Below are 15,022 nucleotides of genomic sequence, written 5' to 3' on the forward strand. Positions count from 1 at the left end.
ATAATTTACCTGTATTGTGGTAAAAACTTCTTGTTCGTAATGTGTAGAAAATACACATACTTCAAAATCTGTAATTTGGGTTTCTATATCCGTAATTTGTATCATAAAGAGTTGGAACAGAATAGCTAACTTTGCATTATCAGAGAGAAACAATAAAAACCGTACGTATTATATGAGAAAATTGTTTTTTATTATTGTAACAGCCATCGGAATGATGCAAATCCCGATGCAATCTATAAATGCACAGAATATGAAAAAAGAAGAAGTACCTCAAAACATCAGCGCATTTCCGGTAGGAAAAGCGAATACAGGATTCGAACAATATTTCACGGGTAGATCTTGGCTGGCACCGCTGACTGGTAACAAAGACTTGAATGTACCCATGTCCAACGTTACTTTTGAGCCTGGCTGTCGGAATAATTGGCACAGCCATACGGGTGGACAACTCCTGATTGCCGTCGGCGGTGTGGGATATTATCAGGAACGTGGTAAAGCGGCGCGCCGTTTACTTCCCGGTGATGTGGTTGAAATTGCTCCGAACATAGAACACTGGCATGGCGCCGCTCCCGATAGTTGGTTCTCACATCTGGCTATCGGATGCAATCCGCAGACCAACCAGAATACATGGTTGGAACGAGTGGATGACCAACAGTATGCCGAAGTAACGAAAGATAACGTAGCAATCGGACTGCAAGCTACCGATCCTGAATTGGACGATATATTTAGTAATTTTACAAAAGAAGTGCAAGAATACGGTGCACTGGACATTAAACCCCGTCTTATGGTAACATTGGCATCCAATATTGCTTCACAAGCGCAGGCCGAATACCGCATCACACTCGAAAGCGCACTTAATGAAGGCATTGCTCCGATAGAAATAAAAGAAATCCTTTACCAGTCAGTAGCCTATGCGGGCATGGCTAAGGTCAGAGATTTTATCGGTATCACCAATGATATATTGCTCGCCCGTGGCGTGCGTCTTCCTTTGGAAGGACAATCGGTTGTATCATCCGAAACACGTTTCAATAAGGGACTGGAATTGCAGAAATCCATATTTGGTGAACGGATAGAACAGATGCATAAGAACGCTCCCGACAATCAGAAGCACATCCAACGTTACCTCTCCGCCAACTGTTTCGGCGACTATCAGACACGTAGCGGACTGAATGTAAAGACCCGCGAACTGATTACATTCTCGATACTTGTTTCTTTAGGCGGCTGTGAATCGCAGGTAAAAAGTCACATACAGGGAAATGCCAACGTAGGGAATAATAAAGATACGTTGCTGGCAGTCGTAACGCAACTCTTGCCATTTATTGGTTATCCGCGCACACTCAATGCCATAGCCTGTCTGAACGAAGTGATTCCGGAAAAATAATAAAGACATTGATGCATCCCGAAAGATAACGATTAAAATCTATCCGGGACTTGACAAACGCTTTTTAATGTTATATATTTGTAGTCCGGGAAAGTATGAAACGAATGATTACTAAATGAAAAAAGAGACGGAATATGGATATGAAATGGATGGAAAATAGTATAATATTACAACGAACTTAGCTCATTCCCTTAGCTTATACTAGGGGATAAGGCAACAGATATAGCCCAAAGGCTGCGAACTTTACAGAGTTCGCAGCCTTTTTTGTAACCTATTATTGAATATATTTTTGCAAATTCAGATTTTAAAGTTTATAATAAACAGGGGGGACGTTTATAATAAACGGTCACAGTATTTATTAATAACGCTCTTTATGTTTATGTGGTAGGTTGTTATCTTTTTTGTATAACCTTTCTCTAAAGGGTAGAAACTTGTGTGGTTGTGGTAATAATAATTGATATGTTGACTGGGTAATTTAATTTTATAAAATATAGTTCCTCCACTATTCTTGTTATTGTTACTCTATGTTATCTATCAGCTTTGTTTTGAAATGCACCTTGAATACCTGTTTTTATCTGTCGGAAACTTTGCAGGACGAGATAATAAAACCTCATATTTGATGATCGATTCACTGTAAGATTTGTTATCTTTGCAAAGGTTTCATTTATAAAGAGAAGAAGTTATGGATATCATGGACCGTTTGAAAGGACCCCGGCGCAATCTGCCTATCGGAATACAAAGTTTTGAGAGACTTCGTCGCGACGGCTATTTGTATGTTGACAAAACAGCATTTGTCTACGAACTTGCCTCAACGGGCAATCCATATTTCCTTAGCCGTCCGCGTCGTTTTGGCAAAAGTCTGCTGCTTTCTACGCTGGAAGCGTATTTCTGTGGAAAGAAAGAACTTTTTGAAGGACTTGCCATTGAACAGTTTGAAACAGAATGGAACGAACACGCTGTACTGCATCTTAGCCTGAATGCCGAAGACTACTCTGAAATAGAAGGATTGAGAAACGGACTCGAATTGCAACTTCGTAGTTGGGAAAAAAACTATGGAATCAGCGAGGAAGGCTTGAGTTATTCCGGTCGTTTCATGCAAGTTATCAAAGAGGCATACCGACAGACTGGTCGTGGTGTAGTTGTTCTTATTGACGAGTACGATAAACCGCTGCTCCGCTCTATGCATAACCCGGAATTACAAAGTAAGTTCCGCGAAATGCTCACAGCTTTCTACACTGTATTGAAGGATGCAGACCCCTGGTTGCGCTTCGTCTTTATCACCGGAGTGACCAAATTTGCTCAAATGGGTATATTCAGCACTCTCAACCAACTGATCGATATCAGCTTCGACCCGCAATACAATGCTCTTTGTGGTATGACCCGCCCGGAAATTGAAGCCAATTTCGTCCCGGAACTGGAACGGTTGGCAGAAAGGAACGGTTTGACAAAAGAAGACTGTATGGCATACCTTACTCGTATGTATGACGGATATCATTTCAACTATGTCCGTAAGGAAGGTATGTACAACCCGTTCAGCATACTGAATGTGCTTAGGAGCGGGATGTTTGAGAATTACTGGTTTGCCAGCGGAACACCCACTTTCCTTGCCGAAATGCTGAAGAAGACCCATTATGATTTGCGTGAACTGGACGGATTGGAAGTAACTGCTGCCTCTCTTACCGACGACCGTGCTGACGTAAACAACCCTGTGCCGATGATTTATCAAAGCGGCTATCTGACCATTAAAGGATATGATACAGAACTGCGTCTCTACAAGCTGGGTTACCCCAATGATGAGGTGAAGTATGGCTTTCTTAATTTTATCACTCCGTTTTATACCTCATTGGATGAATCGAAAGCCCCCTTCTATATCGGACAGTTTGTAAAAGAACTAAGGGCAGGAGATGTTGAGGCTTTCCTCACCCGCCTTCGTGCGTTCTTTGCCGATTTCCCCTACGAACTGAATGATAAGACAGAGCGTCACTATCAAGTGGTATTCTATCTTGTTTTTAAACTACTGGGGCAGTTTATTAACGCCGAAGTGCAAAGTGCCCTGGGACGTGCTGACGCTGTGGTGAAAACTGCAAATGCTGTTTATGTCTTCGAATTTAAGCTAAACGGTACCGCAGAAGAAGCATTGGCGCAGATTGATAATCGCGGCTATCTCATACCTTATACTACTAATGGTTGCCGTATAGTGAAAATAGGTGCAGAGTTCAGTAAGGAAGAACGCAATTTGAGTCGATGGTTAGTAGAGGAAGAAGGATAGTAGGGAATTGATAATAAAAGTATAGTATATAATTTCAAACCCAAAAAGTAACGCCCAAACGGTAAAAACAGCATCCGTTTGAGCGTTTTTTTTTAGAAATCTTTTTGGAAGGATGAGGAAGGAAACGATAGCTTATATCTTCCATTATTCCGTTCTCTATGTGATATATACGTTGATTTTAATGTTTCCTTTGACAACTTTCGGTCGATGTTCTATTTTTCATATTTTAGATTGTTCGAAAATGTAATAGATGTTAATTGGCTACCAGGCTTGCGAACTAATTTTTGATATGATATGTTGTTTAAAGTGAATAACGAATTAAAAAATGAACTAGAAAGTTAGATATGGACAAATAAAGCATTTCTAATGATTTAGCAGATAAAACATTACATTATAAAACTTATGATTATGAGAAAATCGATTATTTTATTAGCCTTGATATTGGGTGGCGTTACAGCAAATGCCCAATCAGTTGTAGAAGGTACAAAAGTAACAGACAATTGGTCTGTGGAAGTCAATGCCGGTGCAATCACTCCCCTTACTCACAGTGCTTTCTTTAAAAGTATGCGTCCTGCTTTTGGAGTGGGAGTTTCCAAGCAATTAACTCCTATCTTCGGTTTGGGATTCCAAGGAATGGGATACATTAATACTACTCCGAGTAAAACATCTTTCGATGCTTCCGACGTCAGCGTATTGGGTAAAGTCAACCTGATGAACCTGTTTGCAGGTTACAAAGGCGAACCCCGTTTGTTTGAAGTGGAAGCCGTTGCAGGAATGGGCTGGTTACATTATTATGTGAATGGTGATGGAGATCAGAACACTTGGTCTACCCGTTTGGGATTGAATTTCAACTTCAACTTGGGCGAAAGCAAAGCATGGACATTGGGTATCAAACCTGCCATTGTATATGATATGCAAGGCACTTACCCCGAAACAAAGAGCCGTTTCAATGCCAATAACGCAGGTTTCGAATTGACAGCCGGATTGACATATCACTTTAAGACAAGTAACGGAACACATCATTTTGCAAAAGTGAGAGTGTACAACCAAGCTGAAATTGACGGATTGAACTCTTCCATCAATGCGCTTCGTTCGGAAGTGAACAACAAAGACGGTCAGATCAGCAACGCCAACCAGCGCATCAACGGACTGCAAGAAGAACTTGAAGCCTGTCGTACAAAAGTTGTTCCGGTAGAGACAGTAGTGAAAACCGCCCGTGTGCCCGAATCTATCATTACTTTCAGACAAGGTAAATCATCGGTTGACGCTTCCCAACTTCCTAACGTGGAACGTGTAGCTTCATACATGAAGAAATATGCTGACTCAAAAGTAGTTATTAAAGGATACGCTTCTCCGGAAGGTAGTGTGGAGGTCAACGCAAGAATCGCTGCTGCACGTGCAGAGGCTGTAAAAACTATCCTTGTTAATAAATACAAGATTAGTGCATCCCGCATCACTGCCGAAGGTCAGGGCGTAGGCGACATGTTTACCGAACCGGATTGGAACCGTGTAAGTATATGTACGATTGAAGATTAAACAGATAGATTACATAAATAGAATAATGAAGGCTGCCCAAAAGGCAGCCTTTGTTGTATGTACTGGTTTTATAGATAAGCGGCTAATTTTTGAATATCCTGAAAGATTAGTAAACAGATTTCTTTGTACATTACATAAAATAGCTATTTTTGCAAGTATTGTTCATGCGCGTTCTGTGTTGAGTGTGCAAATATCAACCATTAAAAACTGTATTATGAAGAGAGTATTCGTTTTCCAAGATTTTAAATCGCAGAAATTCTGGAGTATAGAGGTAGTCGGAACAGATGTTACTGTAAATTATGGTAAGCTGGGGACTGACGGACAAACACAAGTGAAAAACTACGCAACTACTGAAGACGCTGAAAAGGCTGCCAACAAACTGATTGCAGAGAAGACAAAGAAAGGTTATGTGGAAACTGCCGAAGAAACTGCACGTGAAATGAAAGTGGAAGCTAAGAAATATACATTGAGTTATGATGAGTATGAAAACGATGTGAAGCTTTTGGATAAGATATTGAAAGACAAGCATCTCTCTGAATATAAGCAAATAACGATTGGCTGTTGGGATTATGAAGGTGATGACTGTTCGGCTTTGTTACAAGGCCTCATTGAAAATAAGGACAAGTTTGCGCAGATAGAAGGCCTGTTTTGGGGTGATATTGAACAGGAAGAACAGGAGATTTCATGGATTGAACAAGCCGACCTTAGTCCGCTGCTCGATAGTATGCCTAAATTGAAGGATCTGAAAATAAAAGGAACAAACAATCTGCGCTTGGGAAAAACTTCACGTCCGGAGTTGCGGTCGCTGGAAATAATCAGTGGTGGTATGCCTACTGAAGTGGTAGAGGACATTCTTGCTTCTGATTTTCCCAATCTGGAAAAACTGATTCTATATGTTGGTGTGGAAGATTACGGATTTGAAGGTGATATTGAGATCTTCCGTCCGCTTTTCTCCAAAGAGCGTTTCCCGAAGCTGACCTATCTGGGGCTTGTTAACTCTGAAGAACAGGACAGCATTGTAGAAATGTTCTTGGAATCGGATATTCTTCCTCAACTTGAAACCATGGATATTTCGGCCGGTACTCTGAAAGATGAAGGTGCACAGTTGTTGCTGGATAATATGGATAAAATCGCTCACTTGAAGTTTATCAATATGCGCTATAATTATTTGAGTAAGGACATGAAGAAACAGTTGCAGAACCTTCCTATGAAAATAGACATTGCCGAAACCGAAGAGGCGGATGAATATGATGGTGAATTGTGGTATTACCCGATGATTACAGAATAGGAGATGCAGATAATCGTTGTCAGCAACTCTTTATCCAAACGTATAGAATACTTTGTTGAAGCAGGTAAGCACTTGCAGACAGAAGTTTGTTTTATGACTTATGAGGAACTTTTTAGCTGCTTGCCGCTATTGCGGCAGGCAGTTATCAAACTGGAACCCTGTGTAAGTGATGAAACTGATTTCCTGAAATATGCGCTGTTGAATCAGGCATATAAGGAGACATTGCAACGTTTGAGCGAGATGAGCCTGCCTGATGATGTGTGCTTTTTAAATACTCCTGATGCTTTGTTGCGTGCTCTTGATAAAAAGGAAACAAAAGAAGTCTTGATGGACAAAGGGCTGAAAGTGACTCCGATGTTACCGTCTCCACACTCTTTCGATGAGTTACGGCAGCTTCTTGCCGATTGTGGTAGAGGATGCTTTTTAAAACCCCGGTATGGTTCGGGTGCGGGAGGCATTATGGTGATTCGTTATCAGCCCAACCGGAATAAGTGGGTAGTCTATACTACGTTGCGGCAAGTGGACGGAGTGATTCATAATACCAAACGAATCAATCGTTTGAGCGTGGAAAAAGAGATAATCCCGTTGGCAGAAGCTGTGATACAAACAGAAGCTATCCTCGAAGAATGGATTCCTAAAGCACAATTGCAAGGAGAAAATTACGACCTTCGGGTAGTGTGCCGGGAGTCTGAAATAGATTATATCGTTGTGAGATGCAGCAAAGGAAGCATAACGAATCTACACCTGAACAACAAGGCGCATTGGTGGAATGAATTGTCTCTATCCGAAGAGGTGCGGCAACAAATCTATTTTCAATGTCAGGAAGCTGTGCAATCCTTGGATTTGCGTTATGCAGGAGTAGATGTATTGATAGAAAGAGGAACGGATATTCCTTATATAATAGAAGTCAACGGACAAGGAGACCATGTTTATCAGGATATGTTTGTTCATAATTCTATTTATACTCAACAAATAAAAAACATAAAAAAGAAATATAACCATGCAAATAGATGAACTGCCGGCTGGCGAACAGACCCGTCATTCGGGTCTGGATATGAATCAGGTGGTGGGTACTCATGATATATTGATGCTTTGCTTTGACACCTTGCGGTATGATGTCAGCAAAGAGGAAGAAGCGGCCGGAAGAACGCCCGTACTGAACAGCCATGGAGGAGAATGGGAGAAAAGACATGCTCCGGGAAATTTCACTTACCCGTCTCATTTTGCCATTTTTGCCGGATTTCTGCCTTCTCCGGCAGAACCTCATTCACTGCGTAGCCGTAACTGGTTGTTTTTCCCCGTACAGGCGGGTACAGGACGTATTCCGCCCAAAGGAAGTTATCCATTTACAGAAGCAACCTTTGTGCAGAGCCTTGCCCATACAGGCTATGAAACGATTTGTATAGGTGGCGTAAACTTCTTTAGCAAGCGTAATGAGCTGGGGCGTGTATTCCCCGGTTACTTTACTAAAAGTTATTGGCTTCCTTCCTTTGGATGCACAGCGCCCGATAGTACTGAAAAACAGATTGATTTTGCATTGAAAAAACTAGAAAATTATCCGGACGACAAACGGATCTTTATGTATATCAATTTTTCTGCTATCCATTATCCGAACTGTCATTATGTGGAGGGTAAAATGAAAGATGATAAAGAATCACATGCGGCTGCCCTGCAATATATTGACAGTCAGTTACCTCGTTTGTTTCAGGCTTTTCAGAAACGGAGCAATACGCTGGTGATTGCCCTTTCCGACCATGGCACTTGTTATGGTGAAGATGGGTATGAATATCATTGCATATCTCACGAAACGGTTTATACAGTCCCTTACAAACACTTTATTTTAACGAAACAATGAATCAACCGCTACCACGATATGTAGACTATATGTATAGCTATCCACATAAAACTGCCTATCGTCCTTTTCCATCTCCGGTTTCGCTGCTTCCTTACTTGGAACAGGTGGAAGGGCAGAAGGCATCCCTCTATTTCCATATTCCTTTTTGTAGTTATAAATGTGGATATTGTAACCTGTTTTCTCTACAAACCAATCGTGCGGATTATATCGCAACTTATTTGGAAACCCTTCGCAAGCAGGCACAACAATTGTCACCTCTCACCACCGGACTGATCTTTGACAGTTTCGCCATTGGAGGAGGCACGCCATTGCTTCTCACCGTTTCCCAACTGGAATACTTATTGGAGACGGCTGCCCTGTTCGGAGTCCATCCTTCACATGCTTTTACTTCCATAGAAACATCACCGGAGTATGCTGATCCTGCCCGTTTGACATGGTTGAAACAGGCAGGAGTGGCTCGTATAAGTATCGGTATACAAAGTTTTCTCAACGAAGAGTTAACCGCTTTGAAAAGACGTCCCCGGCAAGATACGATCAATCAGGCGTTGGAAACTATCCGGAAGATGGAATTTCCTTTTTTTAATATCGACTTGATTTACGGAATCAAAGGACAAACAGTGGATAGTTTTCTCTATTCGTTGGAGCAGGCTCTTCTGTTTCAGCCTAACGAACTCTTTATCTATCCGTTATATGTGCGACAGGGAACAGCTATCACGGAGCGGGAATCTGATGATGTCTGTTTCCGGATGTATTGTGCCGCCCGTGATCTGTTGAAAGACAGAGGCTTTCTACAAACTTCAATGCGGCGTTTTATTCATCATCCGTCTACTGATACGGAAATTTCCTGTGGAGATGAAGTGATGCTTTCGTGTGGTTCCGGCGGACGTAGTTACTTGGGTAATTTGCATTATGCCACCCGGTATACTGTTTCTCAACACTGCATTGCTCAAGAGATAGATGACTATATGGGCACTGCTGATTTTACAGTAGCTCGCAATGGATTTATTCTCTCTCAAGAAGAACGAAGGCAACGTTTCATCATTAAAAATCTGATGTATTATATGGGGCTTGATAAAGCCGAATATGAGCGTCGTTTTGGCGAATCACCGGATGATATTCCATTATTCCGGCAACTGGCAGAACGGCAATGGATAGAAAATACAGATGATCGCATTTGTCTTACTTCCGAAGGAATGGGATATTCTGATTATATTGGTCAGTTATTCATTACCCCTGAAATAAGAGGGCTGATGGAAACTTATTCTTATTGAACGAAATGGAAATGAAAAACGAGGGGTCTTTACTTTCCATCAAACGTATCTATTACCGCGGTAAATTGAATAGCTGCAATTATACCTGCTCTTATTGTCCGTTCGGCAAAAAGTCACATCTGACAGTCACTACGCTGGATGAACAGGCATGGAACCGTTTTATTACGGCTATTGAAGAATGGAAAGGGGGACCGTTGCAGTTATTTATTATTCCTTACGGTGAAGCATTGATACATCGTTATTATCGGAAAGGGATCATCCATTTAGCAGCGTTGCCACAAGTAGCCGGAATTTCCTGTCAGACTAATCTTTCTTTTTCGGCCGATGAATGGCTGGACGAATTTCCGGCTACACCGGCATTGATAAGTAAGATAAAGATTTGGGCCAGCTTTCATCCGGAAATGACTTCAGTAGAAAGTTTTGTCCGGCGACTTCATACACTTTATAATGCAGGAATACAGGTCTGTGCCGGAGCGGTAGGCAATCCGATGGCAAAAAACGTACTTAGTGATTTGCGAAATGCTCTTTTGCCGGATATTTATTTGTTTATTAATGCTATGCAAGGTTTGAAGTCTCCGTTAAGCGTAGAAGATATTCGTTTCTTTACGCAACTGGATAACTTTTTTGAGTATGATTTAAAAAACGCTTCAGCTCAATGGGATATCTGTTCGGGAGGGAGAAGTAGTTGTTTTATTGATTGGAAAGGAGATATCTTTAGCTGTCCCCGAAGTCAGGTGAAGATAGGAAATCTTTATCAGAATCAGATCTTGGACCCCTTGCTTCCTTGTCGGCGGAAGGTTTGTGACTGTTACATTGCTTTCAGCAATTTGACTAATCATCCTTTGCATCGAATAATGGGAGCAGGTGCATTTTGGCGGATCCCGGATAAGCCTTTCATTACTTCCGTGTTTTTTGATGTGGATGGAACACTTACCGATGCCCAGGGAAGGGTTTCGGAAAGTTATGCCCATGCTTTGCGGTACATAGCGCAATTTGTTCCCTTATATCTTGCTACTTCTTTATCTATGCAACAGGCGCGGAGAAAGTTAGGCAAGGCTCTTTTCAGCCTGTTTGAAGGAGGGGTGTTTGCTGATGGTGGATTACTGGTATATGCCGGGCAGAACCGGTGTATGCCGGTTGAATTACTACTGGACATAAACGAAGAATCCGCAAAGATAACGGCGCATAGCTATGAAGGTCAAGTCTATAAATACAGCATGCTGGTTTATGATAAGGAAGAGAGAATAAATATTCTTTCTCGCTTAAAAGAGAAACCTTATCAGGTGTTTTATAAACCACCTCTTATTACGGTTATCCATAAAGAAGTTGACAAACGGAAAGGAGTGCTTCATATATGCAAGGCTTTAGCTTTTCCCCTTGACCAAGTATTGGTTGTCGGAAATTCACTGAAGGATTGGGAGATGATGTCAGTAGTATCTCATTCTTGTGCAGTGATGAACGCCGAACCACTTTTAAAAGAACGTGCCCGCTATACGCTGAATCCGGACCGATTGGCTGCTTTCTTCCGCTTCCGGGAGTAGAAAAGCGGCTGCAATAAAAGCTTCACATTGATACCTGATTGTACCATTCAAAAATAAAAATCAGTTATAATTTGGTAGTTATAAAAACAAAGCCCATATTTGCAGCCCGAAAATAGGGACAGGCATAAAAATCCTCATCGGAGGGTGCTATAATAGATAATTATAGTGCTGGATAAGATGAATGGTGTAAATCATTCGCTTGTCCGGCACTATTTTTTATTGTAACAATTTAAGATAAGAGGTAAAGTAGCGGAGAAACTATGAAAGAGTTAAATTTGACACAAGGAAGTGTTCCGAAGGTATTGCTGCAATTTGCAGTACCTTTTCTTATTGCCAATGTGCTTCAGGCACTTTATGGTGGAGCCGACTTGTTTGTTGTGGGGCAATATGATGATTCGGCAAGTGTGGCGGCTGTGGCTATCGGCAGTCAGGTGATGCAGACGATTACAGGTATTATTCTTGGCATTACGACAGGCACAACCGTGCTGATTGCTATCGCTATCGGAGCAAAAGATGACCGGAAAGTAGCTTTTACAATCGGTTCTTCCGTGTGGCTATTTTCAATCGTAGGAGTCTTGCTGACCTTGGTCATGCTGGCATTTCATGGGCAGATAACCGAACTGATGCACACGCCTGCGGAAGCGATGGCTGATACTAAAAACTATATTCTGGTATGTTCGGCTGGTATTCTGTTCATAATAGGGTATAACGTTGTATGTGGTATCCTGCGTGGATTGGGTGATTCAAAGACACCGCTTTATTTTGTAGGCTTGGCATGTGTAATCAACATAATGCTCGATTTTATACTGGTCGGCTATTTCCATTGGGGAGCTACAGGAGCGGCTATTGCTACTGTAACCGCGCAAGGCGTCAGCTTTGGAATAGCGCTTTGGTTCTTATACCGGCATGGATTCCACTTTGATTTCTCACGGAAGGATATCCGTTTGAACCGGAATCTGTCTAAAAAGATCATGGTATTGGGAGCGCCTATTGCTTTGCAAGATGCTTTAATCAATGTTTCATTTCTGATAATCACTGTCATTGTGAATCAGATGGGAGTCATTGCGTCTGCTTCTTTAGGTGTTGTTGAGAAAATCATAGTGTTTGCCATGCTGCCTCCGATGGCTATATCATCGGCTGTGGCAACCATGACTGCACAAAATTACGGGGCGGGACTTATCAAGAGAATGAATAAATGTCTTGCTTCCGGAATAGGGATTGCTCTTGTTTTCGGTGTGTCGGTTTGCGTGTATTCGCAATTCCTGCCGGAGACTCTTACCGCTTTTTTTACGAAAGATGCCGCTGTGGTGGCAATGGCAGCAGAGTACCTGCGGGGATATAGCATCGACTGTATCATAGTCAGTTTCGTGTTCTGCATCAATTCTTATTTCAGCGGACAAGGGAACTCGTTATTCCCGATGATTCACAGTCTGATAGCTACTTTCCTGTTCCGTATACCATTGTCATACTGGTTCAGTCAGATGGATAGCTCGTCGCTGTTTATCATGGGATTTGCTCCACCCATTTCAACGGTGGTTTCATTATTGATTTGTATCTGGTATTTGCGATATACCCAAAGGAAATTATACTTGAGAGGCACATTGATGCCTGCTATGTCGAATTAGGTGTTTTTAAGTGACATATATTAACTAAAATCTATTTTGTATGGAAGCTTATTTGAAGAAACTCTGTTTTGAGTATCAGGTTGATGAAAAAGAAGTGAAAGAGCTGTTGGCTCGTATGGAAATGGTGTATCTGGATAAAGGAGAAACGATTGCATCTGCCACAATGCCCGAGCAGAGCTTGTATATTATTGTTTCCGGCATTCTGCATACATACACAACCAGCGAAGGAGAGGACAAAACCATCCGGTTTTTATCTGAAGGGGATGCTGTATTGTGCTATAACTCCAGTCAGTATGCTGTAAAGGCACTGACGAAATGTGCTGCTTATTACATCAGCGAAGAGGAGATTGAAGAGTTGTGCGCAACATCTATTTCGTTTGCCAACTTGGTTCGTCAACTGATGGAATATCAGTTCTATTTTAAAGAAGAAGAGAATATGAACGTTCGCAAACTGACGGTAAGAGAGAGGTATCTTTCTTTATTGGCAGAAATCCCGGATATTCTGTACAGGGTACCTTTGAAGTATATTACTCATTATCTGGGTGCCGATGTAACCAGTTTGGGATATATGGCTGGAAGTTCTAAATAGGAAATATAACCTGGACATCTATTTTTCTATGTATTCCTTATCAGATGGTTCATTGACTATTCAAAATTGAGTTTGAAAAGTCTTTGGATTATTTGGTAAGGAATATTATTTTTGTATTCCAAATGAAAAACTCAATACCTCGATATACTTTTTATAAGAATAAGTATGGAAGCGAACTTGTGGTCGATGTGGTAGAACTGAAATATGTGAAGAAGTTCTTGGCTGAAAGTGCTATTCATACGTTGAATTATTATGATGTTACTTTTATAACAGAAGGTAAAGGGACGTTTTCAGTCGATAACCAAACCTATGAAGTAACCCCATGTGACGTTCTATTCTCTAAACCGGGAGAAATCCGGAACTGGGATACGCGTCATATCATCAATGGTTATGCGCTGATTTTCGAGGAAGAGTTCTTGTCTTCCCTCTTTAAAGATTCTTTGTTTGTACAGCATCTTTCGTTTTTTCAGCTGGAAAGCTTTTCATCAAGACTGCATTTGCCCGATGAGCTTTATGCCCGTATACTCCAAATTTTGCATCATATAAAGATGGAGATTGATTCGTGTCAGCAAAACGGTGTGCATGTATTGAGAGCGTTGCTTTATGAAGTCCTGATGTTATTGGACCGGGCTTATCTTAAAATGACTTCGATAGAAGAAGGCAGGAGCAGAGAAGCGTCTAATAATCATGTAAGTAAATTCATGAATTTGGTAAATATCCATTCAAAAGAGCAACATTCGGTTCAGTATTATGCGGACAAACTCTGCATTACTTCTAACTATTTGAATGAGATGGTAACCTCGACAATGGGGTTCAGCGCCAAACAATATATTCAGAATAAAGTGATGGATGAGGCTAAAAGACTGCTCGTTTATACAAATGTCCCCATATCGGATATTGCTTTTGAACTCTGCTTTTCAACGGTCTCCTATTTTATCCGCAGCTTCCGGCAACATACGGGAGAAACTCCATTACTTTATCGGAAAACACATAAACCGTAAAAAGTGCTATTTTCCCCTTTCTTTTTATTACGTCGTGTTTCTTCTATTTCTCTACTTTCGCATCAGATAATAACTAACAATAAAAAATGAAATGATGAGAGACGCAGAAAAAACAGTAGGGGGCATGATTGATAAGTTGAAAACAGCTTTTATCGGTTCTATAGACAGTGAAGGGTTTCCTAATATCAAGGCAATGTTGCAGCCTAGAAAGAGAGAAGGGATAAAAACGATTTATCTGACAACGAATACTTCATCCATGCGTGTGGCACAATACGGGGAGAACAATCATGCCTGTATTTACTTTTGTGATACAAGATTTTTTAGAGGTGCGATGCTGCGGGGTACAATGGAAGTATTGACAGACAGTGCCAGCAAAGAAATGATTTGGCAGGAGGGTGATACCATGTATTACCCGGAAGGAGTGACAGATCCCGACTATTGTGTATTGAAATTTACGGCAACTTCCGGTAGGTTTTCCTTAATTCCGCAACACTATTATAAAATATTTTTTTTAAGTACCTGAGCAACAAAAAGTTGCTCAGGATTTTGCCATGTCAGAGGATTCACTTAACTTAGTGTTGCAAAAAAATAATCAAACAAAACCTCATCAGGCATGGCAAAAATGCAAATAAAATCCGAGAAGCTCACTCCTTTTGGAGGAATATTTTC

General features: G+C 41.2%; 12 protein-coding genes. All 12 read left to right on the plus strand.

What is annotated here, in order from left to right; genetic code table 11:
• The first annotated feature begins 172 nt into the window (after window positions 1-172).
• Complete coding sequence (locus tag HMPREF9009_RS13810) at window positions 173-1,378, plus strand: cupin domain-containing carboxymuconolactone decarboxylase family protein (RefSeq protein WP_049702501.1); 1,206 nt, start codon at window positions 173-175, stop codon at window positions 1,376-1,378.
• Between the two features lie 682 nt (window positions 1,379-2,060).
• On the plus strand, window positions 2,061-3,647 hold the full coding sequence (locus HMPREF9009_RS13815; RefSeq protein ID WP_083444196.1) for an ATP-binding protein: 1,587 nt from the start codon (window positions 2,061-2,063) through the stop codon (window positions 3,645-3,647).
• 402 nt (window positions 3,648-4,049) lie between these two features.
• The gene (locus HMPREF9009_RS13820) at window positions 4,050-5,183 is read left to right on the plus strand and encodes an OmpA family protein (RefSeq protein ID WP_004317719.1); all 1,134 of its coding nucleotides are present in this window, start codon (window positions 4,050-4,052) and stop codon (window positions 5,181-5,183) included.
• A 214-nt stretch (window positions 5,184-5,397) separates the two neighbouring features.
• Complete coding sequence (locus HMPREF9009_RS13825) at window positions 5,398-6,471, plus strand: STM4015 family protein (RefSeq protein ID WP_049702502.1); 1,074 nt, start codon at window positions 5,398-5,400, stop codon at window positions 6,469-6,471.
• 3 nt (window positions 6,472-6,474) lie between these two features.
• Window positions 6,475-7,485 (plus strand): STM4014 family protein, encoded by a 1,011-nt coding sequence (locus HMPREF9009_RS13830; RefSeq protein ID WP_049702503.1) that lies wholly within the window; start codon window positions 6,475-6,477, stop codon window positions 7,483-7,485.
• On the plus strand, window positions 7,472-8,326 hold the full coding sequence (locus tag HMPREF9009_RS13835; protein WP_049702504.1) for an STM4013/SEN3800 family hydrolase: 855 nt from the start codon (window positions 7,472-7,474) through the stop codon (window positions 8,324-8,326). Before HMPREF9009_RS13830 ends, HMPREF9009_RS13835 begins: the two co-directional genes overlap by 14 nt.
• Window positions 8,323-9,597, plus strand: a complete 1,275-nt coding sequence (locus tag HMPREF9009_RS13840; protein WP_049702505.1) for an STM4012 family radical SAM protein — start codon at window positions 8,323-8,325, stop codon at window positions 9,595-9,597. The genes HMPREF9009_RS13835 and HMPREF9009_RS13840 overlap by 4 nt, the downstream gene beginning before the upstream one ends.
• An 11-nt stretch (window positions 9,598-9,608) precedes the next feature.
• A complete protein-coding gene (locus HMPREF9009_RS13845; RefSeq protein ID WP_049703326.1) occupies window positions 9,609-11,138 on the plus strand; it encodes an STM4011 family radical SAM protein in 1,530 nt (509 codons plus the stop codon).
• 260 nt (window positions 11,139-11,398) lie between these two features.
• On the plus strand, window positions 11,399-12,763 hold the full coding sequence (locus HMPREF9009_RS13850) for an MATE family efflux transporter (RefSeq protein WP_008025497.1): 1,365 nt from the start codon (window positions 11,399-11,401) through the stop codon (window positions 12,761-12,763).
• A gap of 40 nt (window positions 12,764-12,803) precedes the next feature.
• Window positions 12,804-13,352, plus strand: coding sequence for a Crp/Fnr family transcriptional regulator (locus HMPREF9009_RS13855; RefSeq protein WP_049702506.1), 549 nt, complete (start codon window positions 12,804-12,806; stop codon window positions 13,350-13,352).
• A 122-nt stretch (window positions 13,353-13,474) separates the two neighbouring features.
• Window positions 13,475-14,353, plus strand: a complete 879-nt coding sequence (locus HMPREF9009_RS13860; protein ID WP_049703327.1) for an AraC family transcriptional regulator — start codon at window positions 13,475-13,477, stop codon at window positions 14,351-14,353.
• A 91-nt stretch (window positions 14,354-14,444) separates the two neighbouring features.
• Window positions 14,445-14,876, plus strand: a complete 432-nt coding sequence (locus HMPREF9009_RS13865) for a pyridoxamine 5'-phosphate oxidase family protein (RefSeq protein ID WP_049702507.1) — start codon at window positions 14,445-14,447, stop codon at window positions 14,874-14,876.
• The last annotated feature ends 146 nt before the right edge of the window (window positions 14,877-15,022 follow it).

Origin of the sequence: Bacteroides sp. 3_1_13, from assembly GCF_001185845.1 — a bacterium.
Lineage (GTDB): Bacteria > Bacteroidota > Bacteroidia > Bacteroidales > Bacteroidaceae > Bacteroides > Bacteroides xylanisolvens.